The sequence below is a fragment of the Catellatospora vulcania genome, from assembly GCF_009720385.1.
In the GTDB taxonomy this organism is placed as follows: domain Bacteria; phylum Actinomycetota; class Actinomycetes; order Mycobacteriales; family Micromonosporaceae; genus Catellatospora; species Catellatospora vulcania.
Window position 1 is genome coordinate 1 of sequence record NZ_WARX01000037.1, and the last position, 24,819, is coordinate 24,819.

Genomic DNA, 24,819 nt, shown 5'->3' on the forward strand with positions numbered 1-24,819 from the left:
TCTGCGCCTGCTCGCACAGCCGCCGCCGTGGCGGCCGAGCCGCAGGTGCACCGGCGTCGTAGGCGGTCGTTCATGGCTGACCGCCGTCCCGGCAAGCTCACCTACCTCGCGTTGGCCGGGCTCGCGCTGTTCTCCGGGTTCCCGCTGTACTGGTCGCTGGTCGTCGCCTCGCACGACAACGGCATCCTCGGGCAGGTCCCGCCGCCGCTGGGCATCGGCCCGAACCTGTTCGCCAACCTCGAACGCGCCTTCGGGACCGTCGACTTCGCCAAGGCGCTGACCAACTCGTTCGTCGTGTCGATCGCGATCACGATCAGCGTGGTGCTGTTCTCGACCCTGGCCGGGTTCTCGTTCGCGAAGCTGAACTTCAAGGGCCGCAACGCGATGCTGGTCATGCTCATCGCGACCATGATGGTCCCGACGCAGCTGGGCATCATCCCGCTGTACATGCTCATGGCCAAGATCGAGTGGACCGGCACCATGTACGCCGTCGTCGCACCCGGCCTGGTCACCGCGTTCGGCGTGTTCTTCATGACCCAGTTCCTGCGCGAAGCCGTGCCCAGCGAGCTGATCGAGGCGGCCCGGGTCGACGGCTGCCACACCTTCCGCATCTTCTGGCACGTGGTCCTGCCCGCTTCTAAGCCGGCCGCCGCCGTGCTGGGCATGCTGACGTTCATGACGGCCTGGAACGACTTCTTCTGGCCACTGGTCGTGCTGACCCCCGAGGACCCGACGGTGCAGACCGCGCTGTCGACACTGGCCAGCGGCTACATCCAGGACTACTCACTGTCGCTGACCGGCACGGCGATCGCGACCATCCCGCTGCTGATCGTGTTCGCGCTGCTCGGCAAGTACATCATCGGCGGCATCATGCAGGGAGCGGTGAAGTCATGACGCTGGCCACCACAGAGGAGCAGCTGACCGGCAACGCGCCGGTGAGCTTCCCGGCCGGGTTCCGCTGGGGTGCGGCCACCGCCTCCTACCAGATCGAGGGGGCCGCGGCCGAGGACGGGCGTACCCCGTCGATCTGGGACACCTTCGCGCGTACGCCGGGCAAGGTCTTCGAGGGCCACTCCGGTGACGTCGCCTGCGAGCACTACCACCGCTACCGCGACGACGTCGCGCTGATGAAGCGGCTGGGCCTCGGGACCTACCGGTTCTCGGTGGCGTGGCCGCGCATCAAGCCCGACGGCTCCGGCCCCGCCAACACCCGCGGCCTGGACTTCTACGACCGCCTCGTCGACGAACTGCTCGACCAGGGCATCGACCCCATGGTCACCCTCTACCACTGGGACCTGCCCCAGGTCCTCGAAGACCGCGGCGGCTGGACCAACCGCGACACCGCCTACTACCTCGCCGACCTCGCCACCGCCACCATCGCGCGGCTCGGGGACCGGGTGCGCACCTGGACCACCCTCAACGAGCCGTGGTGCTCGGCGTTCCTGGGCTACGGCAGCGGCGTGCACGCGCCCGGCCGGCAGGACCCCCGCGCCACGTTCGAGGCGGTGCACCACCTGATGCTCGGGCACGGGCTCGCGGCACGGGCGCTGCGGGCGGGCGGGGCGCGCGAGGTGTCGCTGACGCTGAACCTCACCGACGTGCGGCCGTTCACCCCGGCCGACCCGCACGACCAGGCCGCGGCCCGGCTCATCGACGGGCTGCAGAACCGGCTGTTCCTGGACCCGGCGCTGCGCGGGCAGTACCCGCAGGACATGCTCGCGCTGTTCGAGCGGTTCGGCGCGGCGGGGGTGATCCAAGCCGGGGACGAGGCGCTCATCGGCGCCCCGATCGACCTGCTGGGCGTGAACTACTACCAGCCCGCGCTGGTGCGGGCCCAGGTCGGTGTGCACAGCGGCGAGGCGCATCCCGGCAGCGAGGGCGTCGAGTTCGTGACGCAGAGCGCGCCGGTGACCGCGATGGACTGGCCCGTGGACCCGACCGGCCTGTCCCAGCTGCTGCTGCGCCTGGCGGCGGACTATCCGGGCGTGCCGCTGATGATCACCGAGAACGGCGCGGCCTACGACGACGTGGTGGAAGGCGGCCGGGTGGCCGACGACGAGCGCATCGCGTACCTGGACGGGCACCTGCGGGCCGCGCATGCCGCCATCGAGGGCGGGGCCGACCTGCGCGGATACCTGGCCTGGTCGCTGCTGGACAACTACGAGTGGGGGTACGGCTACGGCAAGCGCTTCGGGCTGGTGCACGTCGACTACGACACCCAGCGCCGCCTGCCCAAGGACAGCGCTCTCTGGTACGCCGAGGTCATCGGACGCAACGGCCTGAGCTGACGGCCTGATCACGGGCCATCCGGGGCGCGGTCACGGCGGAAGCCGGGCCGCGCCCCGCCGTCGTGGGGGACCCGCGGCATGAATTCTGCAAAGTCAAGAGTCGTTTGGGTGATTTCGACCGTTATATTCGGCAACCACGCCTCCCGGTCGCACCGGGTGGTCCGCCGTCGAATAGGGCCCGTGATGAGAATCAACCTGCCGACTCCCCGCACGCTGGTGCGCTTCCTGCTGTGCTTCGTCGCCGGCCTGCACGTGCTCAGCCTCGGCGGCAACTACCTCTACCACGGGCTGGGCCACCACAACGTGATCCCCGCGTTCGCCTGGTGGACCACGTTCTTCAACGTGGACAAGGAGAAGAACCTCCCCACCTGGTTCTCCGGGGCCCTGCTGCTGCTCGCCGCGTACGTGCTGTGGGAGATCGCGAACAACGTCAGCGCCCGCGGGGAGAAGTACGCCAAGCACTGGCGCATCCTGTCGGTCGTGTTCGCGGCGCTGTCGATGGACGAGATCACGCAGATGCACGAGATGAGCCGCAAGATGGGCCTGGTGAACCTGGGCAAGGCGTCATACCTGTCCTGGATCGTGGTCGCCGCTCCGTTCGTGCTGGTCTTCTGCGTGTCGTATCTGAAGTTCCTGTTCCACCTGCCGGTGCGCACCCGGCTGCTGGTGTCGGGCGGCGGAGTGCTGTTCGTGCTCGGCGCGGTCGGCATGGAGATCGTCGGGGCGTTCGTCGGCCGGGACGTCAGCGGCAACGTCGCGCCCGGGGCCGGGTACATGGAATACCTGCTCGCGGCATCCGTCGAGGAACTGTGCGAGATGCTCGGCGTGATCACCTTCTTCTACGCGATGTCGTCCTACCTGTACGAGCGCCAGCAGCAGGACCTGCTCGGGGCCGCGCCCGGTGCGCCGGTGCAGCTCGCCGCCGCGCGCTCCCGGCGTAAGCCGATGCCCGCGAACGTCGGCCGGCACAGCGACACCGCCGCCCGCTGACCCGTCGGCCCGTCGGCCCGCGCCTGCCGGCACCTGCCTCCTGATAGACGTTGGCCTATCTGAATGAGTTCGATCGTCGAATTCTCATCCAGATAGGCCAACGTCTATAAAAGGTGGGCCGCGTGGTCACCGCGGGTGGGCGGTCACATGCGGTAGAGCTCGAAGGCCGCGGCGCGGCGGCCGCCGAAGCGCGGGGCGGTCAGGTCGGCCATCCATTCCAGGAAGTCGCGGGTGGCGGCCATCGGGTGGTCGCCGAGCGCGGCCAGGTAGGCGTGGTGCGCGTCGAGGGAGGCGACGGCCCGGTCCAGCGTGTCGGTGATGTCGACGGCGTGGGTGGCCTGCGGGGAGCCGCCGACGGCGACGTAACGCACGCCGCCCCACGGAGCCAGGCCCTGCGCCACCAGTTCCGGGAAGATCCAGCGGTTGCCCGCGTCGCCGACGGCGTCCATGACCGCCCGGCCCACGTTGCGGTGGTCGGGGGAGTTCCAGCCGCCGCCGGGCCAGCTGTCGTGGAAGTTCGCGGTGACCACCAGGTCGGGCGTGTGGCGGCGGATCGCCGCGGCCAGATCCCGGCGCAGGGCCAGGCCGTACTCCACGACGCCGTCGGCGTGGCCGAGGAACTCCAGCTCGGACACGCCGACCTCGGCGCACGCCGCGCGCTGCTCGGCCTCGCGCAGTGGACCGCACTCGTCCGGCGGGAGGGTGTCGATGCCGGCCTCGCCGCGCGTGACCAGGGTGTAGCGCACGTCCTTGCCCGCCGCGGTCCACGCGGCCACCGCCCCGGACACGCCGTATTCGAGGTCGTCCGGGTGGGCGGCGATGGCCAGGGCCCGGGTCCAGTCCGACGGCATCGGCTCCAGTTGATCCATGCCCCCGACCCTACGCGGGCCCGCCGCGCCAACCCAGCGGGTCGACGCCGCCCGGGACCGTGTCCGAACCGTACGGCTGCCGGGTGAGCACGAAACTGCCCAGGTCCAGATGGGTCACCGCGCCGGCGGCGTCGCGCACCACGCGCAGCGTCTCGCCCGTGTAGTAGCCCTCCAGGCCGAGCCAGGTGCCGTCGGCCTGCGCCTTCAGTCGGGAGCTGCGGCCGCTGCCGGTCAGCGGCCCGAGGTTCAGCTCGCCCTCGGCGCCCAGCCGGATCGCTATCCCACCCGGCCCCCAGTACCAGGGCCCGGTGAGTTCCAGCAGCGCCGGGTCGTAGGTCTCCAGCGGGGCCCACGCGTCCGGGATGCGCGGCTCGTGTTCGGCGGTGATGCGTACCAGGTCGGCGCCGAGCGCGCCGATGGGGATCCCCGAGGTGGTGTTGGCCAGCACGACGCCGCCGAGGCCCTCGGCGGGGCAGACCCACAGCGTGCACAGGAATCCGGGCATGGAACCGGTGTGCCCGGCCAGCAGCCGACCGTGGTCGTTCTTGAGCTGCATGCCCAGGCCGTAGGTCAGGTCCCAGACGGGTCCGTCCATCGGGGCGGCGGGCGTGCGCATCTGCGCGAGAGTCGCCTCCGGTAGGACCGCCGGGTCGCCCTTGGCCAGGAACGCGGCGAAGCGGCACAGGTCGTCGACGGTGGACCAGAGCTGCCCGGCCGGGGCCATCCGGCCGGTGTCGGTGGCGGGTTCGGGCAGCAGCACGTCGGCCCACGGGTGTACGGCCCAGCCGTCGGCGTGCGGCGCCTGCGGCAGCAGCGAGGTGCGGGTCATGCCCAGCGGCCCGGTGATCTCCTCGGCGAGCACCTGCTCCAGCGGCTTGCCGCGCAACTGCTCCACGAGCGCGCCGAGCAGCGCGAAGCCCGGGTTCGAGTAGTGGAACACGCGCCCGGCGGGGTGCTTGACCCCGTCCGCGTCGAGGACGTCGGCAAGCTCGGGGCGGCAGCCGCCGTCGGTACGCTCCCACCACGGGGCGGGGGTCTCCGAGGCCAGGCCCGCGGTGTGCGCGAGCAGCTGGGCGACGGTCAGCGCGGCGGTGTCCGGGGGAGCCGCGGGCAGGTGCGTGCCGAGCGGGTCGGCCAGGTCGAGCCGGCCCTCGTCGCGCAGGCGCAGCACCAGTACGGCGACGAAGGTCTTGGTCAGCGAGCCGATGCGGTACTGGGTGTCGGTGGTCGGGGGTTGCCCTCCGACGAGGCCGCGGCCGTGGGTCCACACCGGCAAGCCGTCGCGGACGACGGCGCCGACCAGGGACGGCGCGCGGCCCTCGGCCTGGGCGGTGGCGATGCGGTGCAGCAGGGCGCGGCGGGTGGCCGGCAACAGGTCCATCTCAGGCATCCGGCCATCGTGCCATCGGGACGGGCTCCGTGGGGCCCGGGTGGGCCGGCGGTCGGGGCCGCCGGCCCGGGACGGGCGTACCTCAACGGTGGTTGCTGTACCCATGGTGGTTGTTGCCGTGGTTGTCGTACTTCTTGTGGTGGTGGTTCTTCTTGTAGTGCCGCTTGTAGTGGTGGTCGTACTTGCACACCCACTTCTTGTACGTGCGGTGGTGCCAGCGGTAGGTCTGCTTCCAGCAGCGCTTCCCGCCGTCGACTGCGGACGTGGTCGATTCCTGCACGGACACCGAAACCGGTTCGGTGAGCTGCGCGGCCGACGCCCGCTGCGGTTGCGCCATGACGGTGAGCCCGGCGACGAGGAACAGCATCAGGCTGAACATCGTGGTGGTGATCCGCAGCCGGTGGCCGATGGCACGAGCGGTCTCCTGCATCGAACACCCTCCTCCCAAAAGATGGCTGATCAAGCGGAACCAATCGATCAAACATCCGGCCCGGGACCTGGTCAACGTCGTGTACTGGGCAAATGCCTTGCCGGGCGGCAGGTCAGGGGTGCTTTCACGGGGAGTTCATTTAGCCTGCCTACCGACCGGCAGGTAGAACGCCCATCGGGGGCGGTAACCGGGCGGTGGGCGGGGTTGCCTGACCGGTCGGCAGGGAAGGGTGAACATCAGGTGAACCCATGCGCTTCAACGCATGTTTCCCATCACTTGGGAGGGATATCTTACCTACCGGCCGGTCAGTGGCAGCCGTACGCCCGTCAGCAGCGGAGATTCGTGCCCGGCTGCACCGGATGGGCGCGGTGACCGTAGACATGTACACCGAGGGCCGCGCCACACCATAGGCTCTGACACGTGAATGCCCTCGTGGTGGCGGTCGTGCTGACCGTGATCGTCGTCGCGGTGTCCGCGCTGTCGCGCCGGTACAACCTGCTCAACCCGATCGTGCTGGTCGTGGTCGGGCTGGCGCTGGCCCTGGTGCCCGGATTCCCGGTCATCGTGCTGGAGCCGGAGATCGTGCTCATCGGCGTCCTGCCGCCGCTGCTGTACGTCGCCGCGCTGGAGACCTCCGTGCCGGCGTTCCGGCACAACATCCGCTCGATCCTGCTGCTCGCCGTCGGGCTGACCCTGTTCACCGCGGTCGCGGTCGGCCTGCTCGTGCACGCGCTGCTGCCACAGGTGCCGCTCGCCGCCTGCCTCGCGCTCGGCGCGGTGGTCGCGCCGCCCGACGCCGTCGCGGCCACCGCCATCGCCAAACGCATCGGGCTGCCCCGTCGGCTGGTGACCATCCTCGAAGGCGAGAGCCTGCTCAACGACGCCACCGCGCTGGTGACCTTCCGGGTCGCGGTCGTGGTCGCGGTCGGCACGGCGGTCGGGCCGATGGGCGTGGCCCAGCAGGTGGTGCTCGCGGCCGGCGGCGGCATCCTGGTCGGCGCGCTGGGCGCGCTCACCGCGGCGTTCCTGCACCGGCGCACCCGCGACCCGCTGATCGACAACTCGATCTCGCTGCTCACCCCGTTCGCAGTGACCGTGATCGCCGAAGTCATCCACGCGTCGGCCGTGGTCGCGGTGGTGGTGGCCGGTCTGTACCTGGGCCACCGGATGCCGACCCTGATGTCGGCCGCCTCGCGCCTGCAGATGGGCGCGTTCTGGCGCATGGTCACCTTCATGCTGGAAGGCCTGGTGTTCCTGCTGGTCGGCCTGCAACTGCGCGAGGTGCTGACCGACCTGAACACTCCCGTGGCCGAGGTGGCCGGGCTGACCCTCGCCGTGCTCGCCACCGTGATCATCGCTCGGTTCGTCTGGATGTACCCGGTCACCTACCTGGTCCGGCTGGTGCCGGTGGTGCGCCGCCACGGCACCGGCATCGACTTCACCGGGGCCACCGTGATCTCCTGGGCCGGCATGCGCGGCGTGGTCACCCTGGCCACCGCGCTGGCGCTGCCGACCGCGCTCGCCGGCGGCATGCCCTACCCCCGGGCGCTGTTCGTGTGGTTCGCCTTCGCCGTCATCGTCGGCACCCTCGTGCTGCAGGGCATGACCCTGCCGATGGTGGTCCGGATGCTGAAGGTCCAGGCCGACGACCGGACCGGGGACATCCTCGCCGAGGCGCAGGCGCAGCAGCAGGCCAGCAAGGCCGCCCGCGAGCGGTTGGAGAGCCTCGCCCACACCGCCCCGCCCGACGTCGTGGAGAAGCTGCGCGGGCTCACCGAACGGCGCTCCAACGCGGTGTGGGAGCGGCTGGGGGCCGACCGGGAAACGCCAACCGCCGTCTACGTACGGTTGCGCCGAGAGATGCTGGAGGCCGAGCGGGCGGTGTTCCGCTCGGCTCGCGACGCGGGCCGGATCCCGGAGGACGTGCTCGTCCGGGCGCAACGCGACATGGACCTGGAAGAGTCGATGCTGGAACGGATGGACTGACGTATGAGCTGTGAGGACCTGAAGAACGCCGACGACCCGTCGGCCCGCGCCGACGGCTGCGAGGAGTGCCTGCGCGACGGCACCACCTGGGTGCACCTGCGCCGCTGCCTGACCTGCGGCCACATCGGCTGCTGCGACTCCTCCGCGCACAAACACGCCACCGCCCACTTCCACGAGATCGGGCACCCGGTCATCCAGTCGTTCGAACCGGGCGAGGACTGGCGCTGGTGCTACCTGCACGAGGTCGTGGGCTGAGGTCCGCGCCCGGTCGGGGCCGCTGAACGGGGCGGCGGATAGGCTTCGCGGGTGAGCGGCAGCGAGGAGCGGGCATGAGCGCGACGATGGTGGCCCGTGGCCTCGCCGCCGGGCACGGCGAGCGGACGCTGTTCAGCGACCTCGACCTGGTCGTCGCGCCCGGCGAGGTCGTCGGCCTGGTCGGCGTGAACGGGGCCGGCAAGTCCACGCTGCTGCGCCTGCTCGCCGGTCTGGCCACACCCGAGCAGGGCACCGTAACCCTCAACCCGCCCACGGCCAACGTCGGGCTGCTGCCGCAGGAGCCCGAGCGGCGGCCCGCCGAGAACGTGCGCGACTTCCTGGCCCGGCGCACCGGCGTGGCGCGGGCCCAGCAGGAGATGGACGACGCGGCCATGGCGCTGGCCGAAGGCGCGGACGGCGCCGACGACCGCTACGGCGAGGCCCTGGAGCGCTGGCTCGAACTCGGCGGGGCCGACCTGCCCGAGCGGGCCGCCGCGGTCGCCGCGGAGCTGGGCCTCGACGTCGACCTCGACCATCCGATGACCGCCCTGTCCGGCGGCCAGGCCGCCCGCGCGGGCATGGCGTCACTGCTGCTCAGCCGGTACGACATCTTCCTGCTGGACGAGCCGACCAACGACCTCGACCTGGCCGGGCTGGACCGGCTGGAACGCTTCCTCGGCGAGCTGCGCGCGGGCACCGTGCTGGTCAGCCACGACCGCGAGTTCCTGACCCGCACCGTGACCAGGGTCGTCGAACTCGACCTGGTCCAGCAGCAGGTGCGCCAGTACGGCGGCGGCTACCAGGCCTACCTGGCCGAGCGCGAGGTCGCCCGCCAGCACGCCCGCGAGGCCTACGACGAGTACGCCGACAAGAAGGACGACCTGCTGGCACGGGCCCGCATGCAGCGCTCCTGGATGGAGAAGGGCGTCAAGAACGCCCGCCGCAAGTCGCCCGACAACGACAAGATGGGCCGGGCGTTCCGCACCGAGGCCACCGAGAAGCAGGCCGCCAAGGCCCGCCAGACCGAGCGCCTGATCGAGCGCATGGACGAGGTCGAGGAGCCGCGCAAGGAGTGGGAGCTGCGCATGCAGATCGCCGCCGCCCCGCGCGCCGGGGCGGTCGTGGCCACCCTCAACAACGCCGTCGTACGCCAGGGCGACTTCACGCTCGGGCCGGTGGACCTGCGCATCGACTGGGCCGATCGGGTCGCGGTGACCGGCCCCAACGGCTCCGGCAAGTCGACCCTGCTGCGGGCCATGCTCGGCCGGGCCGTGCTCGCCGCGGGCACCGCCTCGCTCGGCCCCGGCGTCGTCGTCGGCGAGATCGACCAGGCCCGCGGCCGCTTCCTCGGCCACCAGCCGCTGGTCGACGCGTTCCAGTCCGCGGCGCCAGCGCTGGCCCCGGGTGACGTGCGCACCCTGCTGGCCAAGTTCGGGCTGCGCGCGGCGCACGTGCTGCGCCCGGCGGCCACCCTGTCGCCGGGCGAGCGCACGCGGGCCGCGCTGGCGCTGCTGCAGGCCTCGGGTGTGAACCTGCTGGTGCTCGACGAGCCCACCAACCACCTCGACCTGGCCGCCATCGAGCAGCTGGAACAGGCCCTGGAGTCGTACACGGGCACGCTGCTGCTGGTCACCCACGACCGGCAGATGCTGCAGGCCGTGCAGACCAACCGGATGCTGTCCGTCGAGGCCGGACGGGTCACCGCGAGCTGACCGGGGCCGGACACGGCGGCCATGCCGTCCTGATCGGTCGGCGCAGCGGGTTGCCGAAAAGGTTTTCGGCCTGCATCGTGGTCTCCTGGAGCCGGACGCGGACTCGATCCGCGTCCATGCGTGGCCTCGACACCGGGCGGTCGTGCCACGTGCCTCGCACTCGCATGGCGCGTCACGCGCGCCCACATCCCCGGAGTCCTCCATGCTCAACACCAGACATCGTCGTGCCCTGACCTCGGCGGTCGCCGTGACCGTGGCGTCCGCCGTGACCGCTTGGTGCTTCGTGGCCACCGCGGCGCAGGCCGCCGTCACCGGCTGCCAGGTCACTTACACCGTCCCGTCGCAATGGTCCGGTGGTTTCACCGGCGACATCGTGATCAAGAACCTCGGCGACCCGCTCACCGCCTGGACCCTGCGGTGGACGTTCCCGGCCGCCGGCCAGGCCGTCACCCAGGGCTGGAGCGCCACCTACACACAGAGCGGCAGCCAGGTCACCGCCGTCAACATGGGCTACAACGGCAGCCTCGGCACGAACGCGAGCACCACGATCGGCTTCAACGGAGCCTGGACCACCGCCAATCCGATCCCGACCGCGTTCACCCTGAACAACGTCGCCTGCACAGGCACGCCGTCCAGCGCGTCGCCCACGCCGCCGTCCTCACCCTCGGCGTCCCCACGGCCATCCGCGTCGCCCTCGGTGTCACCTTCGGCGTCGCCGCGGCCCTCGGCGTCCCCGTCGAGCCCGCCCACCAGCGGCTGGAATCCGCCGAGCAATCTGGTCACGCCGCTCAACGAGGTGTGGTCGCACTACCAGTCCACGTATCCGCAACTACTCACCTTCCGCAACTACGGCTGGGACCAGGTCATGGCCGGCGGCGGGCGGATCAACTACTGCGTGCGCTGGGACTCCAGCGCCCGGGTGAGCGCGACGCTGCGCGACCAGATCCACGCGGCGCTGCAACGCCAGTTCAAGAAGTGGATGGACGTGATGGCCGGGCACAACGGCTGGCCGTACGCCGAGGTGCCGGTGAAGGTCGTCGGCTGGGCCGTGCGCGATCGCGCGACCCTGGAGTGGACCGACAACTCGGTCGACATCTACGTGAACAACATCCGGGAGAACGCGCCGCAGTGCGCGGAGCCGTGCGGCAGGTTCTTCCACATCGACGGCAACTACAGCGGCTGCCCCGGCGGCGCGTCGCATCACTACGATCAGTCGCTGTGGCTGACCTCGGGCTTCAGCGGCGGGGCCGGTGGCGACTGGGGCCAGCGGGTGAGCAGCGAGTACTTCACCGGGGCGCTCAACTCCGAGAACATCCACATCTACCTGCACGAGGTCGGGCACACCTTCGGCCTCGACGACTTCTACGACTGGACGCCCACCGGCCAGTGCTGCTTCATCATGAAGGCGGGCAGCGCCACCAGCATCACCGAGTTCGACCGGTGGATGCTGCGCGACTTCTGGCGACACTTGAAGAACCGCTGGGGTTACTGATCGGACACGGGGCCCGGCAGGTGTGCTGCCGGGCCCTGCGAACCTCCTTGCGCGAGACTGCCGGCGACTTCCAGCGCAGCGGACCACGGGAAGGCGCCCTGGCGCGCGTGTCCCGTCCCGGGTTCGTGCGGCTCCCAGGCGTCGCGTTTTCCGAGCAGTACGTACACGCCCTCCTCACGTAGGGCGTCGATCGACCGCCGAAAGGGTGTCCGTGCTGCGAGCGCAGCATTGACGAAGGGCACGACCACAGGTGAGAGCCGGCCGGTAAGAAGCCATCTCCCGCTCGTCTTGCCGGCCGTCGTTGATGGGGCGGCGTTCTGTAGACCGCCGCCCCATCCCACAACTTCACTGCAGAGCGGGCCGTGCTCAGTGGCCGCGGGCCAGCCATTCGTCCAGGTGCGGGGCCTCCGCGCCGATGGTGGTGGTGTCGCCGTGCCCGGTGTAGACCACGGTGTCCGGCGGCAGGGTGAGCAGCCGGTCGCGGATCGAGCCGATGATCGTGTCGAAGTCGCTGTAGGACCGGCCGGTCGCGCCCGGCCCGCCCTGGAACAGCGTGTCCCCGGAGAACAGGGCCGCCAGCGACGGCGCGTACAGGCACACCGCGCCCGGCGAGTGCCCCGGCGTGTGGTGCACCCACAGCTCGACCCCGGCCACGGACAGGCAGTCGCCGTCGGTCAGGTCCCGGTCGGGCGCCACGTCCGGGTGGGTCATGTCCCACAGCATCCGGTCGTCGGGGTGCAGCATGATCGGGGCGCCGGTCAGCCGTGCCAGCTCCGGCGCGGCGTCGACGTGGTCGTTGTGCGCGTGTGTGCAGACGATCGCCACGACGCGCCGCTGCCCGGCCGCCACCATGATCGCGGCCGCGTCGTGTGCCGCGTCGACGACGAGCACGTCGCTGTCGTTGCCGACGAGCCAGACGTTGTTGTCGACCTCCCAGGTGCCGCCGTCCAGGCTGAACGTGCCGGAGGTGACCACCCGCTCGATGCGCGCCGAGCCCGTCACAGCATCACCACCGAGCGCAGCACCTCGCCGCGGCCCATCCTGGCGAACGCCTCCTCGACGTCGTCGAGCCCGATCCGCTCGGACACGAACGCGTCCAGGTCGAGCCGTCCCTGCAGGTACAGCGCGAGCAGGGTGGGGAAGTCGCGGGAGGGCAGGCAGTCGCCGTACCAGGAGGACTTGAGCGCGCCGCCGCGGCCGAACACGTCCAGCAGTGGCAGTTCGAGCTTCATCTCCGGGGTGGGCACGCCCACCAGCACCACCGTGCCCGCCAGGTCCCGGGCGTAGAAGGCCTGCCGGTAGGTCTCCGGGCGGCCGACCGCGTCGACCACCACATCCGCGCCGAAGCCCCCGGTCAGTTCCCGGATGGCCTCGACCACGTCGGCCTGGCCGCCGTTGACGGTGTGCGTCGCGCCGAGCTGCTTGGCCCAGGCGAGCTTTCGCTCGTCGAGGTCGACGCCGATGATCGTGGTCGCGCCGGCCAGCCTGGCCCCGGCGATGGCCGCGTTGCCCACGCCGCCGCAGCCGATCACCGCGACGGTGTCGCCGCGGGTCACCGCGCCGGTGTTCAGCACCGCGCCCAGCCCGGCCATCACACCGCAGCCGAGCAGGCCCGCGACCTCCGGCGGCGCGGCCGGGTCCACCTTGGTGCACTGCCCGGCGGCGACCAGCGTCTTCTCGATGAACGCGCCGATGCCCAGCGCGGGCGACAGCGGGGTGCCGTCGGCCAGCGTCATCTTCTGCTTGGCGTTGTGCGTGGCGAAGCAGTACCACGGCTTGCCCTTGGCACAGGCGCGGCACTGGCCGCACACGGCCCGCCAGTTCAGCACCACGTAGTCGCCCGGGGCGACGTCGGTGACGCCCGCGCCGACCGCTTCCACCACTCCGGCGGCCTCGTGGCCGAGCAGGAACGGGAAGTCGTCGTTGATGCCGCCCTCCCGGTAGTGCAGGTCGGTGTGGCAGACCCCGCAGGCCTGCACTTTCACCAGCGCTTCACCGGGCCCAGGGTCGGGCACCAGCACCGTTTCGATGCTCACCGGGGCGTTCTTGGAGCGGGCGACGACTCCGCGGACCTCGTGCACCACCGTGGCCTCCTTGCGCACGTTGGACGGACGCAAGGATGTTACCCGTGCGCCACCCGCACGCCAGGCACATCGTGCCCGGCCTGGGCGTTCGGAAACCCGTTGCGGTCCGGTGCGCCCGGTCCCAGATTCGCGATCATGGACTGTGCGATCCGGGCCGGGACCGTCGCCGACCACGCCGTGGTGGGCCGTGCACAGCCTGGCCGTCGGCGACGCCGAGCGGGTCCCGGCTCTGGCCGACGTGTGGCACGGTTTCGGCCGGGCGGGTGGCCTGGGCCCGCGCTCGCCGTCGCTGCGCATCCCCGACCCGGCGTTCCAGGTGTATCCGCTGGCGGCCTACGAGCCGTGGATGACCGGCACCTTCGCCTACTCGGAGCCCCGCTGGGCCAGGGACTGCGTGGGTTTGCGCTGAACGAGGGCGTCCCACCCGCTCGGCCGCTGGTGCCCGCCTGCGAGCGGCGCGCCGTGCACGTCCTCGACCCAGGCGCCGACGCCGTCGAAGTGCACGACGATCCGCCCCGGCGCGCAGTACACGTCGAACGCCTCGGCGGCTGACGCCGTCACCACGACGGCCTGCTCGCCGGGGCGCAGCCAGTAGTCCTGCTCGTCCCCCTCCAGGACCAGTTCGAGCAGGCCGTCGCCGTCGTTGCCGACCCGCGTCCGGTCCCGTGCGGGCGGCGTGGTCATGGCGCGTCCCGGGTCAGGCCGCGGTCGATCCCCGTGTCATTCATGCGGCGCAGCCTACGCCGCCTACGCCACCGGTCAATAGTGAACGGCGTCGATGCGTAGGCATCGGAGAAGTCCGATGTGATCCACCAGCCTGGCATGCCATATCGATTGACATAGTTTGACGTCACGACTAATGTTCGAGAGTGGAAAGCGCTTTCCACATCCGCTCACCGAAGCCGCGGACCGGCGCGCCCACGCTGACCGCGGTCCAACACTCGGAGGTTCATCCGATGTCTCAACCCACTCCACGGACGTCGCCCCGCCGCTTATGGCGCCTGCGCACCGCCGTCGTCGCGGCGCTGACCCTCGCACTCGGCGCGGTCGGCGCGGTCGTCGCGGCGCCCGCCCAGGCCGTCACCATCGACACCGGCGCCTGGTACGTCATCGTGTCCCGGCACAGCGGCAAGGCCGTCGACCTGTACAACTTCAGCACCGCCGACGGCGCCCCGATCGTCCAGTGGGCCCGCAACGACGGCTACCAGCAGCAGTGGCAGTTCGTCGACGCCGGCAGCGGCTACTACAAGCTGCGTTCGCGGCAGAGCGGCAAGTTCCTGGAGCTGCCGAACGCCAACGACGGCACCGGCCTGGTGCAGAACCCGGACAACGGCACCACCCGCCAGCACTTCGCGGTGCGCGACACCGACAGCGGCTACGTGAAGTTCCTCAACCGGCACAGCGGCAAGGCCCTCGACCTGTGGGAGTGGTCCACGGTCGACGGCGGCATCATCAGCCAGTTCGCCGACCTCGGCGGCTGGAACCAGCAGTGGCAGCTCGTCGCGGTCGGCTCCGGCGGCGGCGGGGGCGGCGGCGGTTCGCAGACCGGGCTCGTCGGCTGGGCGACCCAGGGCGGCGGCACCACCGGCGGCGGCAGCGCCTCGGCCACCACGGTGACCAGCTCCTCGGCCCTGGCCAGCGCCGTGTCCGGCAGCACCGCGCGGGTCGTCCGGATCTCCGGCACCATCTCGTGCTCCGGCATGATCACCGTCGGGTCGAACAAGTCCATCCTCGGCAACTCCGGCGCGGCGATCGCAGGCTGCGGCCTGAACGTCTCCAACGCCAGCAACGTCATCATCCGCAACATCTCGTTCCGCGACTGGGACGACGACGCGATCAACGTGCAGTACTCCACCCGGGTCTGGGTCGACCACAACAGCTTCACCAACGGGTACGACGGCGCGGTCGACGTCAAGCGGGCCTCGGACTACGTGACGATCTCGTGGAACCGCACCTACGGCCACGACAAGACCATGCTGCTCGGCCACAGCGACGACAACGCCAGTGAGGACCGCGGCCACCTGCGGGTGACCTACCACCACAACTGGTTCGACGGCTCCGGCACCCGCCACCCGCGGGTCCGCTTCGGCAACCCGGTGCACGTGTACAACAACTACTACCGGGCCAACGACTACGGCGTCGCGTCCACCATGGGCGCGGGCGTGCTCGTCGAGGGCAACTACTTCGAGAGCGTCGACGAGCCGACCCTGGTCGGTTACGCCGACTCCGCCGACGGCGCGATCGTGCAGCGCAACAACTACTTCACCGGCTCCGGGACCCCGGAGAGCGGTGGAGGCAGCGTGTCGAGCATCCCGTACTCGTACACCCTGGACAGCGCCAGCGGCGTCAAGGCCAGCGTGAGCGCGGGCGCGGGCGCGGGCCGGATCACGGTCTGACACCCGTCCGGGCGGGCCGGCCCTACACCGGCCCGCCCGGTCCCGACGCCGCGGCGCGCCGCGCCGCGCCGCGGGCGAGGATCGCCGTTTCTGGTCGAGAACTGTGGTGTGACCGCGGTTTCTGACCCGAAACGGCGATCTTCGTTACGGCCCCGCGTCAGGGGTGGCGCAGGGCGTTGAGGACGCGGGTACGGAGGAGTTCGTACTCGTCGTGGAGGCGGGTGATCGACGGTGGTCGCACGACGACCGTGCCGGGGGTGACGATCTCCTCGGGGCTGAACTGCTCGCGGGTGAGGTCGAGCTCCAGGCCGCCGGACAGGCGGTTCCACCAGTGGTGGTCGGTGCGCACGCCGCCGACGTGCACCTCGCCGCACATCAGGTCGCCGCCGAGCAGGTCGTGCACCACCAGGGCGGTGACGCCGCACTGACCGCGTGCGGGATTGCCGGGATGCCAGTCGGGCACGTCCTCGGGTGCGCACGTGTCGACGCCCCAGCCGGCACGGATCGCCTGTTCCAGCCGCGTCAGGGTGAGTACCGCCATGGGGCACAGCCTCGCACACCGACGGCGGCCCGGAACGGCCGTGGACGCGTACCTAGGATGGCCGGATGGGTCATGAGGTACGGCAGCTCACGGAGCAGGACGGGCCCGCCGCCTGGCGGCTGGGCAGCATCGCGTTCGGATTCCACGCGTCCCCGGCGCCGGAGGACTTCAGCCTCGTGCCGGGGCGGGTGGCCTGGGGCGTGCTCGACGGCGACCGGCTGATCGCCAAGGCGGTGGACCGGGAGCAGGGGCAGTGGTTCGGCGGCCGGATCGTGCCCACGGCCGGGATCGCGGGCGTCGCGGTCGCCCCCGAGGTGCGCCGCGGCGGGCTGGGCCGCGAGGTGCTCACCCGGCTGCTGGCCGGGGCCCGCGAGCGCGGAGCGGCGATCAGCACGCTGTTCCCGTCGACGCCGCACCCGTACCGCAGGCTGGGCTGGGAGGAGGTCGGCGCGCTGACCTACCTCGCCATCCCGACGTCGGCGCTGGCGGCGATCCGGCCCGGGTCCGGGGTCGCACTGCGCCCGGCGACCGTCGACGACGTGCGCGCCGTGCAGGGGCTGTACCGGGACTGGGCCCGGGCCGGCAACGGCATGATGGAGCGCTCCGGCCTGCTGTACGACACCACGCCCGAGAAGCTGCTGGCCGCTTTCGACGGCGTCACCGTCGCGGTCGGGGCGGACGGCGTCATCGAGGGCTACGCGAGCTGGGTACGCGGTCCGCACACCGATCCGGTCGCCCGGGTGACCGCGCACGACCTGGTCGCCACGACGCCGGAGGCGCTGACCGCGCTGCTGGCCATGTTCGGCGGCTGGGCGAGCGTCGCGCCGACGACCGTGCTGCGGCTCGGCGCGGGCGACCCGGCCCTGCTGGAGATCCCGACCACGCTGGTCACCGTGGACAGCCGCCAGCCGTGGATGCTGCGCCTGGTCGACGCGCCCGCCGCGGTCGCGGCCCGGGGCTGGCCGGGACACCTGACCGGCGCGGTGGACCTGGCGCTGACCGACCCCGAGTGCCCGTGGAACGCGGGGGCCTGGCGGCTGGTGCTCGACGGCGGCATCGGGCGGCTGGAGCGCGGCGGCTCCGGCGGCGTGCGGTTCACGCCGCGCGGGCTGGCCGCCTGGTACGCGGGCGCGGCCACCCCCGCGGTGCTGCGCCGGGCGGGCCTGCTGGCAGGTGACGCGGTCAGCGATGCGCTGCTGGCCGCCGCGACCGCCGGCCCGACCCCCGTCCTGCACGACTTCTTCTGATTCGGTGCGGCTTCCGTCAGTCCTTTGTGGGCCGGTGGCTGCCGCACGGCTTGACTGTGAAGGAAAATTTCGCAAGCAATTGGCACGTCGCAAGGTATCGACATAGACAGTGGTGCCGATATATGGTGCCGTCACGCCGCCTGGGCAGGCATGACGCAGGTCTGATCAGGCGCGCGCGAGCTTGGGCTCGTGTCCCTCCATACCCCCGAGGAGTGCCGTGACCACAATCCGATCCCTGCGTGCCCGACGCCGACGGCTGCTCGGCGTGCCCGCGCTCGTCGCCGCCGCCGTCGCGCTGGTGTCCCGTCCCGCCCACGCCGCGCAGGCGCCCGCCCCGGAGCCCGAGTGCGCCGCCGACCTCGTTGCGGGGGCGTGATGGCTACCGTTCCCTGGCTGGCCGACGTGCTGCGCGCGGCGGGTGTGCAGGTCGTCGAGGAGGGCGACTGGCGCAACCGGATGCGCCCGGGTTCCTTCGACCCGATCGGCGTGCTGTGGCACCACACCGCCTCCACGTCGAGCCCGAGCAACCCGCACCCGGCGCTGAACATCTGCATCAACGGCCGCCCCGACCTGGCCGGGCCGCTGTGCCAGGCGCTGGTGGACTACAACGGCGTTTTCCACATCATCTCGGCAGGGCGCTGCAACCACGCGGGGGCTTCGCGGGGCAGCGGCCCCATCCCGGCCGGTGACGGCAACACCCTGATGATCGGCTGGGAGATCGACTACAACGGCGTCAACCAGCAGATGACCACCGCGCAGTACAACGCCTCGATCGCGGCGACCGCGGCGGTGCTCAAGCGGCTGGGCCGCGACTCCAGCTACGCCCGCGGGCACCGGGAGACCAGCACCACCGGCAAGATCGACCCGTATGCCATCGACCTCAACGTGATGCGTGCCGACGTGGCGCGGGCGATGAACCCGCCGACCGGCGGCTGGACGTCCACCGTGGACAACACCACCGCGGGCCGCTTCACCGCCAGCACCAACTGGGGCACCTCGGCGTTCTCCGGGCAGCGGTTCGGGGAGAACTACCGGTTCGCCAACCCGGTCGCCGCCAGCGACGCCGCCTGGTACAAGTTCGCCATCCCGGAGACGGGCAACTACCGCGTCGAGGCGTGGTGGCCGGCCGACCCGGGCTACAACAACGCCGCGCCGTACATCGTCGTCACCAGCGGCGGCAACCAGACCGTCAACGTCGACCAGCGGGTGACCGGTGGCCAGTGGCGCGTCCTGGGCACCTTCAACCTCACCGCGGGCGACGCCAACAAGGTCGGTGTCAGCCGCTGGACCAGCGGCACCGGCTACGTCATCGCCGACGCGATCCGGGTGACGCGAGTCTGACCGCCGGTGCTTGATCACTGTTTCAGGTCGAGATCTGCGGTTGGACCGCACAGGTTCCGACCTGAAACAGTGATCAAGCCCGGCCGCGCCGCAGCGCCAGGTGGAGTGCCACCAGGGGCAGCACGCCGACCGGATACCAGAGCATGTCCAGCGGGTCGTACGCGACGCCGAGCGCCAGTCGGGCCAGCAGGCTCCGCTCCGACAGGTATGCGGGCACCCCGGTCAGCTGCGACAGCTCGACCAGCCAGCAGAACGCGATCGCCGCCGCCCCCGCGACCAGGGGAGCCGTGCGCGGCCGCAGCACGAACACCCCGGCGTAGATCAGTGAGGCGTACAGGGCCGTGCCCGAGTGCTGCTCCAGCGGCCCGTCCGCGACGGCCCGGATGAGCAGGGCGATCGCCAGGACGGCGACGGCCGCGGCGAGCGCGGCCAGGCGGCGGGACCAGTCGGTGCGGAGCATCCGCCGATGGTACGGAGCCGGCCCGGCCCGGCCGGTGGTGAACCTGTGAAGATCCGGGGCCCAACCGCCGGGGCCCGCCTGTCCCTGGAACGACGCCGGAGACGGGCCCGCCGCCGCGGACCGGTGGCACCCGGACGCGGCGGCGGGAGAATCGGCTCACGCCAGGCGGCGGATCTCGCCGAAGGCGCGGTAGAAGCCGCCCCGGCTGGCCTGGCGCACCTCGGATACGACATAACGCGCACCGGCCTCGCGGATGCCCTTCGGGAACTGCACCTGCCACGACTGCTGGAAGCCCTCGGAGACCACGCGCACCCGCAGCCGGCCGCCCTCCTCGTAGCACTCCAGCACGATGCCATCGCCGCCCGCCTCGGCGGAGACGACCTCGACCGTGCTGGACGCGGCGACCGCCTCGATGTGCGAGGCCTTGACGTCGACGACCACGGGCACGGTGCCGTTCTCGGCCGCGCGGATCGCCGACTCGGTGGCGTCGATGCAGGCCAGCGAGCCGTCCGTGGTCACGATGTAGAGCCGCTCGTCGTGGTACTGCATCGAGTACGCCGAGCCGCAGCCGGTGCCGAGCTTCCACAGCCGGGTGCCGGCGCTGTCGAAGCAGTACACCGACGAGCTGTTGTCGCCGGCGAAGACGAAGCCGCCGTCGGGGCTGGTCGCGCAGGAGAACACGGGCGCGTCGCACTGGTACTCCCGCCGCGGTGAGCCGTCCTTGCCCAGCTCGACGACCTTGCGGGTGGAGGTGCCCGCGTACAGCGCGTGCTGCTCCTGCCAGCCGAACAGCACCGCCCCGGTGCTCCGGGTCCACAGCTGCTCGCCGGTGCGCCAGTCGTAGCTGGTCACGCCGCCCGAGTGGCCGTGGTGCACGGCGTCGGCGTCGCAGCGAACCATCCAGCCCGAGGAGCCCTGGCTCTTGCGCCGCCACAGAAACTCGTCCTCGTGGTCGATCGCGGCCACGCCGCCGCCCGCGTCGGACACGCCCAGCACGCCGTCGTGGATGTCGAGCCAGTAGATGTCGATGTCAGGCGCGATCCGGTACGCCAGCCGGGGCACCTTGCCGGACAGGTCGTACACGTTGCCGTCGTCGCAGCCCGCGTAGAGCCACGCGTCGTCGGCGACGATGCACTTGACCCCGTCGGGCAGCTTGAACTGCTGCACCACCTCGGCCTCGTGGGTCAGCGTGGTGATCACGCCGTCCTCGTTGCCGACCATGCAGACCTTGCTGTCGACGAAGACGCCGAACGCGGACGTGCCCGAGCGGTAGCGCCACAGCACCGGCGCGGTCTTCGCGGTCGAGCGGGTGCTGACGATGGTGCGCCGCGACACCGCGCGCTTGCCCCGCGCGCCCGGCACCGCCGGGGCGTACCCCTTGCGTACCTTCTCGCCGATCTTCTTCGCCGCGGCGGCGCGCGCCTTGGCGTTGTCGGCGAACGTGCTCTTCGTCGCGGCTCCGGCGTCGCCGATCCGGCCATAGCGGATGGTCAGCTCGGTGTCGTCGACGACGACCTCGTAGAACTTGTGCGAGCCGCCGTCGGCTTCGGACAGTTCGAGGTAGGTGGTCTCAGCGGCCATGGGGAAGGGGCCTTCTCTCGCGGGAGGGGAACGCTTCGGCGACACCGTATCCACCGCCCCCGACACCGCGACACGCGGCAAACCAAGATCGGCTGTTAGGCCGATCCGCCGCCGGGCTCGCTTGTCTACGCTGCGACCTTGTCGATCCACGGGGGAAGGAACGGGCGATGCGGGCACGCCTGAGGGCCGGCCTGGTGCTGGCCGCGCTGCTGACGAACGTCGGGCTCACGGGCTGCGGCCCCGGGCTGCCGGCCGGAGCCGACGGGCGGCTCACCGACGATTGGGGGCCGGTCGCGCAGGTGGCGGGATACGTGCCGACGGTGGGCACGTGCCTCAGTGGCCTCCCGAACAGGACCGACGGCCACACGGCCCCCGTCATCGCGTGCACCGACATCCACTACACCGAGGTGGTGCACGTCGGCGCGTTCCCGGGCGACGCGCCGCCCGGACCCGTGCAGCTGTCGATCGCGTACGCCGAATGCGACGCCAAGGCGGCCGCGTACCTGGGCCGCCCGTGGTGGCAGGGCCGCCTCCAACTGCACCTGACCCTGCCCAGGGACCGGGCCTGGGACGGCGGCGCCCGCTGGTTCCGCTGCGACCTCGTCGCGGTCTCCCGCGCGGACACCGACTCGTCCTTCGTCACCCGCGCCGGCAGCTTCAAGGGCAGCGGCTTCACGGACGCGCTCACGGTGGGCTGCGCCACGGCGGTGGCCGACGACTGGCGCATCAAGTCCATGACCGAGGTGCCCTGCGCCGCCGCGCACAACGCCGAGTACGCCGGATTCCTGCGGGCCGCGGCCGGGGTGCCCTACCCGGAGTCGGACCGGCAGTGGAGCACGCTGTTCCGGCAGTGCCGGGACGCGATCGCCCCGTACCTCGGCATGAGCCGGGCGGCGGCCGCCGACCTGGGTGTCATCGCGTGGCCGGCCTCGAAGAAGTCCTGGGACGCCGGAGACCACCGGGTGCGCTGCGCGTACTGGAGCGGCGCCAAGACGCTGAAGAAGTCCGTCAAGGGCAGCAAGGGCAAGGGCCTGCCGAGCTGGTGAGCGCACCTGCGGGCGTGATGTCAGCCACGGTCGGCGGCGGTCCCGGCCGTGGCCGGGGATGATCGTGGCATGACTCCGGCGGCAGTGCTCTTCGACATGGACGGGACCCTGTTCGACAGCGAGCCGCTGTGGGACATCGCCATCGAGGAGCTGGCGGCCGAGTACGGCGCGCAGATCTCGGCCGAGGTCCGGCTGAACATGGTCGGCCGGTCCGTCGACGAGTCGATGCTGCTGTTCCACGACGGCATCGGCCAGCCCTGGCGCGACGCCGCCGTCAGCGCGGCCTGGATCTACGACCGGGTCGCCGGGCTGTTCGCCACCGACCTGGTGTGGCGGCCGGGCGCGCAGGAACTGCTGCACGAGGTACGTGCCGCGGGCCTGCCCACGGCCCTGGTGACCTCCACCAACCGGCGGTGCGTGGAGGTGGCCCTCGACACGCTCGGCAGGCACAACTTCGACGCCGTGGTCTGCGGGGACGAGGTCGCGTTCACCAAGCCGCACCCGGACCCGTACCTGCGCGCGGCGAAGCTGCTCAACGTCGAGCCCGCCGACTGCCTGGTGATCGAGGACTCGCCCACCGGCGTGGCCAGCGCCCTGGCCGCCGGGACCCGGGTGGTCGGCGTGCCCAACGCGGTCGCCCTGAAGCCGATGACCGGACTGACCCTGTTCACCACCCTGGTCGGCGTCACGCTCGCCGCGCTGGCCGCCGCGACGGTCTGACCCCGGGGGGCCGGTGGCGGCCGCCGCGGGGTCCCGTACGGCTGCCGGTCATGGCAGATTGGTCCCGTGCGCGACGCGAAGGACTGGTATGACTGGCACGGGCCGTACGCCGACCCTGATTCGCCGCTGTCGCGCCGGTTGCGGCTGGTCCAGGAGCATGTGGACGGGTGGCTGGACGAGCGCCCGGAGCCGGTGCTGAGGGTGGTCAGCGCCTGCGCGGGACAGGGACGCGACCTGCTCGGGGTGCTGGCGCGGCGGCCCGACGCGGCCCGGGTGCGCGCGACGCTGATCGAGTACGACCCCCGCAATGTCGAGGCGGCGCGGGCGGAAGCCGACTGCCTCGGCTCGACCGTCACGGTGCGCTGCGCGGACGCCGGACTCGTCGAGTCCTATGCCGACGCGGTCCCGGCCGACCTGGTGCTGTTCGCCGGGGTCTTCGGCAACATCGGCGACGACGAAGTCCGGGGGACCGTCGCCGCGCTGCCGCGGCTGTGCGCCCCTGCCGCGACGGTGATCTGGACCCGGACCCGGCGCGCTCCCGACCTGACCCCGTCGATCCGGACCTGGTTCGCCGCGGCCGGCTTCACCGAGACCGCCTTCCACGCCCCGGCCGACGTGCTGTTCTCGGTCGGCGTGCACCGCCTCACCGCCGCACCGCATCCGCTCGGCCCGCGCGGCCGCCTGTTCCGGTTCACCTGACCCGATCCGCCCACCCGCCCACCCACCGCCCGCCCGCCCGCCCACCGGGCACGTGTTGATCATGAAGTTGTGGCCAGGACACGCCGTCGAGCCGTGCCATAAGTTCATGATCAACGGGGAAAGAGGGCGGCGGCCCGGTCTGGTGGACCGGGCCGCCGTTGCGTGGTGTGGTGGGGTGGGTCAGTTGGTGGCGAGGCTGCCGTCGGACGAGAAGACCATGCCGAGGGTGGCCTTGCCGGTGCTCAGCGCGGTCTTGGTCTGCGGTCCGCCGGCGTCGGCCTGCTGGAACGAGCCGAACGTGATGGCGTAGGTCTTCTCCAGGCCCGGCTGGCAGAACGCGCGCTGCGGGCACTCCGGCGGACCGGCCAGCACGGACGCCTGGCCGGAGCACTTGGCCGCGAAGTCCGACAGGGTCTTCAGCTGGTGCTGGTCGGCGAACGCCTTGGTAACCGCGAACGCGTTCTGGTCCGCGGCGGCCGACGGCGCGCCCACGGTCAGCCCGGCCTTGGTGGCCAGCTCCTTCAGCGCTGCCACGGTGGCGGTGACGTCACCGCTGGCCTTGGCCGCGGCGTCCTTGCCGTTCTGCTTCTGGTTCAGGAACTCGGTGAGCGTCGCGGCGTACTCCGGGAAGACCGTCAGCTCGCCCTTCTCCAGGGCCGCCTCGTAGAGCTCCCGGTTGCCCGCGACCTGCACGGTGGCCTGGAAGCCCGCCGCGTTGAGCGCGAGCTTGTAGAGCTCGGCGAGGGTCTTGCTCTCCGGGAAGTTCGCCGCGCCGACCACGACCGGGCCGGAACCGCCGGACAGGCCGGTGGTCAGACCCGCCTGCGCCGCGAATTCGCTCGCCGCGACCTCGGACGTCTTGCGGTCGACCTCGACCGCCTTGTTCAGCGCGACCAGCTTCGTGGTGTCCAGCGCGGCCCCGACCTTGTCCACGGCGGCCAGCAGCGCGGGGGTGGCCCGCTTGGCGTTGGCGACCGCGATCACGTTGTCGGCGTTCTGCAGGTGCTTGTCGTCGTCGAGGACCACGAGCTGGTCGCCGGCGACCGGCGCGCAGCCGGCGCCCGAGGCGGTCGCCGGGGCGTCGGTGCCCGAGGATCCCGCCTGCCCGCAGCCGGTCAGCGCGAACGCCGCCGCGGTGACACCGGCCAGCAGGAGGACGGACGCCCTCCGGGTGTGCGTTGCCATGTAAAAGCCTTCCGTCGTCCCACTACCGAATGATGTGCAAAGGTCTTTCTTACCGCGTACCTGAGACATCCTTGCGATGAATTCGTGAACCGCGCTCGATCTACCCG

General features: G+C 71.5%; 25 protein-coding genes. 15 read left to right on the forward strand and 10 right to left on the reverse strand.

What is annotated here, in order from left to right:
- Positions 1 to 72 precede the first annotated feature (72 nt).
- From F6W97_RS38755 to F6W97_RS38765, 3 genes are all read left to right on the forward strand, one after another.
- Positions 73 to 894, forward strand: a complete 822-nt coding sequence (locus F6W97_RS38755) for a carbohydrate ABC transporter permease (protein ID WP_155375586.1) — start codon at positions 73 to 75, stop codon at positions 892 to 894.
- A complete protein-coding gene (locus F6W97_RS38760; protein ID WP_155375587.1) occupies positions 891 to 2,288 on the forward strand; it encodes a GH1 family beta-glucosidase in 1,398 nt (465 codons plus the stop codon). The genes F6W97_RS38755 and F6W97_RS38760 overlap by 4 nt, the downstream gene beginning before the upstream one ends.
- 180 nt (positions 2,289 to 2,468) lie before the next feature.
- Complete coding sequence (locus F6W97_RS38765) at positions 2,469 to 3,278, forward strand: hypothetical protein (RefSeq protein WP_155375588.1); 810 nt, start codon at positions 2,469 to 2,471, stop codon at positions 3,276 to 3,278.
- 143 nt (positions 3,279 to 3,421) lie between these two features.
- Here F6W97_RS38765 and F6W97_RS38770 read toward each other — a convergent pair whose 3' ends face one another.
- The 3 genes from F6W97_RS38770 to F6W97_RS38780 form a co-directional block, all read right to left on the reverse strand.
- The gene (locus F6W97_RS38770; protein ID WP_155375589.1) at positions 3,422 to 4,147 is read right to left on the reverse strand and encodes a PIG-L deacetylase family protein; all 726 of its coding nucleotides are present in this window, start codon (positions 4,145 to 4,147) and stop codon (positions 3,422 to 3,424) included.
- Between the two features lie 10 nt (positions 4,148 to 4,157).
- Complete coding sequence (locus tag F6W97_RS38775; RefSeq protein ID WP_155375590.1) at positions 4,158 to 5,537, reverse strand: serine hydrolase domain-containing protein; 1,380 nt, start codon at positions 5,535 to 5,537, stop codon at positions 4,158 to 4,160.
- 82 nt (positions 5,538 to 5,619) lie between these two features.
- The gene (locus F6W97_RS38780; RefSeq protein WP_155375591.1) at positions 5,620 to 5,967 is read right to left on the reverse strand and encodes a hypothetical protein; all 348 of its coding nucleotides are present in this window, start codon (positions 5,965 to 5,967) and stop codon (positions 5,620 to 5,622) included.
- A gap of 420 nt (positions 5,968 to 6,387) precedes the next feature.
- Between F6W97_RS38780 and F6W97_RS38785 the strand changes: the two genes are divergently transcribed.
- The 4 genes from F6W97_RS38785 (at position 6,388) to F6W97_RS38800 (ending at position 11,412) form a co-directional block, all read left to right on the forward strand.
- On the forward strand, positions 6,388 to 7,953 hold the full coding sequence (locus F6W97_RS38785) for a Na+/H+ antiporter (protein ID WP_155375592.1): 1,566 nt from the start codon (positions 6,388 to 6,390) through the stop codon (positions 7,951 to 7,953).
- A 3-nt stretch (positions 7,954 to 7,956) separates the two neighbouring features.
- The gene (locus tag F6W97_RS38790) at positions 7,957 to 8,208 is read left to right on the forward strand and encodes a UBP-type zinc finger domain-containing protein (RefSeq protein ID WP_155375593.1); all 252 of its coding nucleotides are present in this window, start codon (positions 7,957 to 7,959) and stop codon (positions 8,206 to 8,208) included.
- 74 nt (positions 8,209 to 8,282) lie between these two features.
- Positions 8,283 to 9,920, forward strand: coding sequence for an ABC-F family ATP-binding cassette domain-containing protein (locus tag F6W97_RS38795; RefSeq protein ID WP_155375594.1), 1,638 nt, complete (start codon positions 8,283 to 8,285; stop codon positions 9,918 to 9,920).
- 202 nt (positions 9,921 to 10,122) lie between these two features.
- Positions 10,123 to 11,412 carry a cellulose-binding domain-containing protein gene (locus F6W97_RS38800; RefSeq protein ID WP_155375595.1) on the forward strand — a complete coding sequence of 430 codons (1,290 nt, stop codon included), beginning with the start codon at positions 10,123 to 10,125 and terminating at the stop codon, positions 11,410 to 11,412.
- Positions 11,413 to 11,778: 366 nt separating this feature from the next.
- On the opposite strand, the gene F6W97_RS38805 is transcribed toward F6W97_RS38800, so the two are convergent.
- Together F6W97_RS38805 and F6W97_RS38810 are read right to left on the reverse strand one after the other, a co-directional pair.
- Positions 11,779 to 12,414 carry an MBL fold metallo-hydrolase gene (locus F6W97_RS38805; protein WP_155375596.1) on the reverse strand — a complete coding sequence of 212 codons (636 nt, stop codon included), beginning with the start codon at positions 12,412 to 12,414 and terminating at the stop codon, positions 11,779 to 11,781.
- On the reverse strand, positions 12,411 to 13,496 hold the full coding sequence (locus F6W97_RS38810) for an S-(hydroxymethyl)mycothiol dehydrogenase (protein ID WP_155375597.1): 1,086 nt from the start codon (positions 13,494 to 13,496) through the stop codon (positions 12,411 to 12,413). The genes F6W97_RS38805 and F6W97_RS38810 overlap by 4 nt, the downstream gene beginning before the upstream one ends.
- 142 nt (positions 13,497 to 13,638) lie before the next feature.
- On the opposite strand from F6W97_RS38810, the gene F6W97_RS41155 reads away from it, so the two are divergent.
- Positions 13,639 to 13,905, forward strand: coding sequence for a hypothetical protein (locus F6W97_RS41155; protein ID WP_230687337.1), 267 nt, complete (start codon positions 13,639 to 13,641; stop codon positions 13,903 to 13,905).
- Here the strand turns inward: F6W97_RS41155 and F6W97_RS38820 are convergent.
- Complete coding sequence (locus tag F6W97_RS38820; protein ID WP_155375598.1) at positions 13,860 to 14,180, reverse strand: hypothetical protein; 321 nt, start codon at positions 14,178 to 14,180, stop codon at positions 13,860 to 13,862. The genes F6W97_RS41155 and F6W97_RS38820 overlap by 46 nt on opposite strands.
- Before the next feature lie 272 nt (positions 14,181 to 14,452).
- Between F6W97_RS38820 and F6W97_RS38825 the strand changes: the two genes are divergently transcribed.
- Positions 14,453 to 15,892, forward strand: coding sequence for a pectate lyase family protein (locus tag F6W97_RS38825; protein ID WP_155375599.1), 1,440 nt, complete (start codon positions 14,453 to 14,455; stop codon positions 15,890 to 15,892).
- Between the two features lie 157 nt (positions 15,893 to 16,049).
- Here F6W97_RS38825 and F6W97_RS38830 read toward each other — a convergent pair whose 3' ends face one another.
- Positions 16,050 to 16,433 (reverse strand): YunG family protein, encoded by a 384-nt coding sequence (locus F6W97_RS38830; RefSeq protein WP_155375600.1) that lies wholly within the window; start codon positions 16,431 to 16,433, stop codon positions 16,050 to 16,052.
- 65 nt (positions 16,434 to 16,498) lie between these two features.
- Between F6W97_RS38830 and F6W97_RS38835 the strand changes: the two genes are divergently transcribed.
- From F6W97_RS38835 to F6W97_RS38840, 3 genes are all read left to right on the forward strand, one after another.
- A complete protein-coding gene (locus F6W97_RS38835; RefSeq protein WP_155375601.1) occupies positions 16,499 to 17,680 on the forward strand; it encodes a GNAT family N-acetyltransferase in 1,182 nt (393 codons plus the stop codon).
- Positions 17,681 to 17,897: 217 nt separating this feature from the next.
- On the forward strand, positions 17,898 to 18,056 hold the full coding sequence (locus F6W97_RS40330; protein ID WP_196279525.1) for a hypothetical protein: 159 nt from the start codon (positions 17,898 to 17,900) through the stop codon (positions 18,054 to 18,056).
- A complete protein-coding gene (locus F6W97_RS38840; protein WP_155375602.1) occupies positions 18,056 to 19,021 on the forward strand; it encodes a golvesin C-terminal-like domain-containing protein in 966 nt (321 codons plus the stop codon). Before F6W97_RS40330 ends, F6W97_RS38840 begins: the two co-directional genes overlap by 1 nt.
- A 73-nt stretch (positions 19,022 to 19,094) precedes the next feature.
- Here the strand turns inward: F6W97_RS38840 and F6W97_RS38845 are convergent, their stop codons facing one another.
- Together F6W97_RS38845 and F6W97_RS38850 are read right to left on the reverse strand one after the other, a co-directional pair.
- Positions 19,095 to 19,481 carry a ribosomal maturation YjgA family protein gene (locus tag F6W97_RS38845; protein WP_155375603.1) on the reverse strand — a complete coding sequence of 129 codons (387 nt, stop codon included), beginning with the start codon at positions 19,479 to 19,481 and terminating at the stop codon, positions 19,095 to 19,097.
- Positions 19,482 to 19,637: 156 nt separating this feature from the next.
- Positions 19,638 to 21,062, reverse strand: coding sequence for a WGR domain-containing protein (locus tag F6W97_RS38850; RefSeq protein WP_155375604.1), 1,425 nt, complete (start codon positions 21,060 to 21,062; stop codon positions 19,638 to 19,640).
- A 167-nt stretch (positions 21,063 to 21,229) separates the two neighbouring features.
- Here F6W97_RS38850 and F6W97_RS38855 point away from each other — a divergent pair, with 167 nt between their 5' ends.
- The 3 genes from F6W97_RS38855 (at position 21,230) to F6W97_RS38865 (ending at position 23,527) form a co-directional block, all read left to right on the forward strand.
- Complete coding sequence (locus tag F6W97_RS38855) at positions 21,230 to 22,108, forward strand: septum formation family protein (RefSeq protein ID WP_155375605.1); 879 nt, start codon at positions 21,230 to 21,232, stop codon at positions 22,106 to 22,108.
- A gap of 84 nt (positions 22,109 to 22,192) precedes the next feature.
- Entirely contained in the window at positions 22,193 to 22,828 is a 636-nt protein-coding gene (locus F6W97_RS38860; RefSeq protein ID WP_155375664.1) for an HAD family hydrolase, read from the forward strand.
- Between the two features lie 66 nt (positions 22,829 to 22,894).
- Positions 22,895 to 23,527 (forward strand): class I SAM-dependent methyltransferase, encoded by a 633-nt coding sequence (locus F6W97_RS38865; RefSeq protein WP_155375606.1) that lies wholly within the window; start codon positions 22,895 to 22,897, stop codon positions 23,525 to 23,527.
- A 180-nt stretch (positions 23,528 to 23,707) separates the two neighbouring features.
- Here the strand turns inward: F6W97_RS38865 and F6W97_RS38870 are convergent, their stop codons facing one another.
- Positions 23,708 to 24,712, reverse strand: coding sequence for a glycine betaine ABC transporter substrate-binding protein (locus F6W97_RS38870; protein ID WP_155375607.1), 1,005 nt, complete (start codon positions 24,710 to 24,712; stop codon positions 23,708 to 23,710).
- Between the last annotated feature and the right edge of the window lie 107 nt (positions 24,713 to 24,819).

Excerpts from the sequence above, each read along its gene's own strand:
- F6W97_RS38755 (WP_155375586.1), top strand. The coding sequence starts at position 73 with ATGGCTGACCGCCGTCCCGGCAAGCTCACCTACCTCGCGTTGGCCGGG.
- F6W97_RS38760 (WP_155375587.1), top strand. The coding sequence starts at position 891 with ATGACGCTGGCCACCACAGAGGAGCAGCTGACCGGCAACGCGCCGGTG.
- F6W97_RS38770 (WP_155375589.1), bottom strand. The coding sequence starts at position 4,147 with ATGGATCAACTGGAGCCGATGCCGTCGGACTGGACCCGGGCCCTGGCC.
- F6W97_RS38775 (WP_155375590.1), bottom strand. The coding sequence starts at position 5,537 with ATGCCTGAGATGGACCTGTTGCCGGCCACCCGCCGCGCCCTGCTGCAC.
- F6W97_RS38780 (WP_155375591.1), bottom strand. The coding sequence starts at position 5,967 with ATGCAGGAGACCGCTCGTGCCATCGGCCACCGGCTGCGGATCACCACC.
- F6W97_RS38790 (WP_155375593.1), top strand. The coding sequence starts at position 7,957 with ATGAGCTGTGAGGACCTGAAGAACGCCGACGACCCGTCGGCCCGCGCC.
- F6W97_RS38795 (WP_155375594.1), top strand. The coding sequence starts at position 8,283 with ATGAGCGCGACGATGGTGGCCCGTGGCCTCGCCGCCGGGCACGGCGAG.
- F6W97_RS38800 (WP_155375595.1), top strand. The coding sequence starts at position 10,123 with ATGCTCAACACCAGACATCGTCGTGCCCTGACCTCGGCGGTCGCCGTG.
- F6W97_RS38820 (WP_155375598.1), bottom strand. The coding sequence starts at position 14,180 with ATGACCACGCCGCCCGCACGGGACCGGACGCGGGTCGGCAACGACGGC.
- F6W97_RS38825 (WP_155375599.1), top strand. The coding sequence starts at position 14,453 with ATGTCTCAACCCACTCCACGGACGTCGCCCCGCCGCTTATGGCGCCTG.
- F6W97_RS38830 (WP_155375600.1), bottom strand. The coding sequence starts at position 16,433 with ATGGCGGTACTCACCCTGACGCGGCTGGAACAGGCGATCCGTGCCGGC.
- F6W97_RS38835 (WP_155375601.1), top strand. The coding sequence starts at position 16,499 with ATGGGTCATGAGGTACGGCAGCTCACGGAGCAGGACGGGCCCGCCGCC.
- F6W97_RS38840 (WP_155375602.1), top strand. The coding sequence starts at position 18,056 with ATGGCTACCGTTCCCTGGCTGGCCGACGTGCTGCGCGCGGCGGGTGTG.
- F6W97_RS38845 (WP_155375603.1), bottom strand. The coding sequence starts at position 19,481 with ATGCTCCGCACCGACTGGTCCCGCCGCCTGGCCGCGCTCGCCGCGGCC.
- F6W97_RS38850 (WP_155375604.1), bottom strand. The coding sequence starts at position 21,062 with ATGGCCGCTGAGACCACCTACCTCGAACTGTCCGAAGCCGACGGCGGC.
- F6W97_RS38855 (WP_155375605.1), top strand. The coding sequence starts at position 21,230 with ATGCGGGCACGCCTGAGGGCCGGCCTGGTGCTGGCCGCGCTGCTGACG.
- F6W97_RS38870 (WP_155375607.1), bottom strand. The coding sequence starts at position 24,712 with ATGGCAACGCACACCCGGAGGGCGTCCGTCCTCCTGCTGGCCGGTGTC.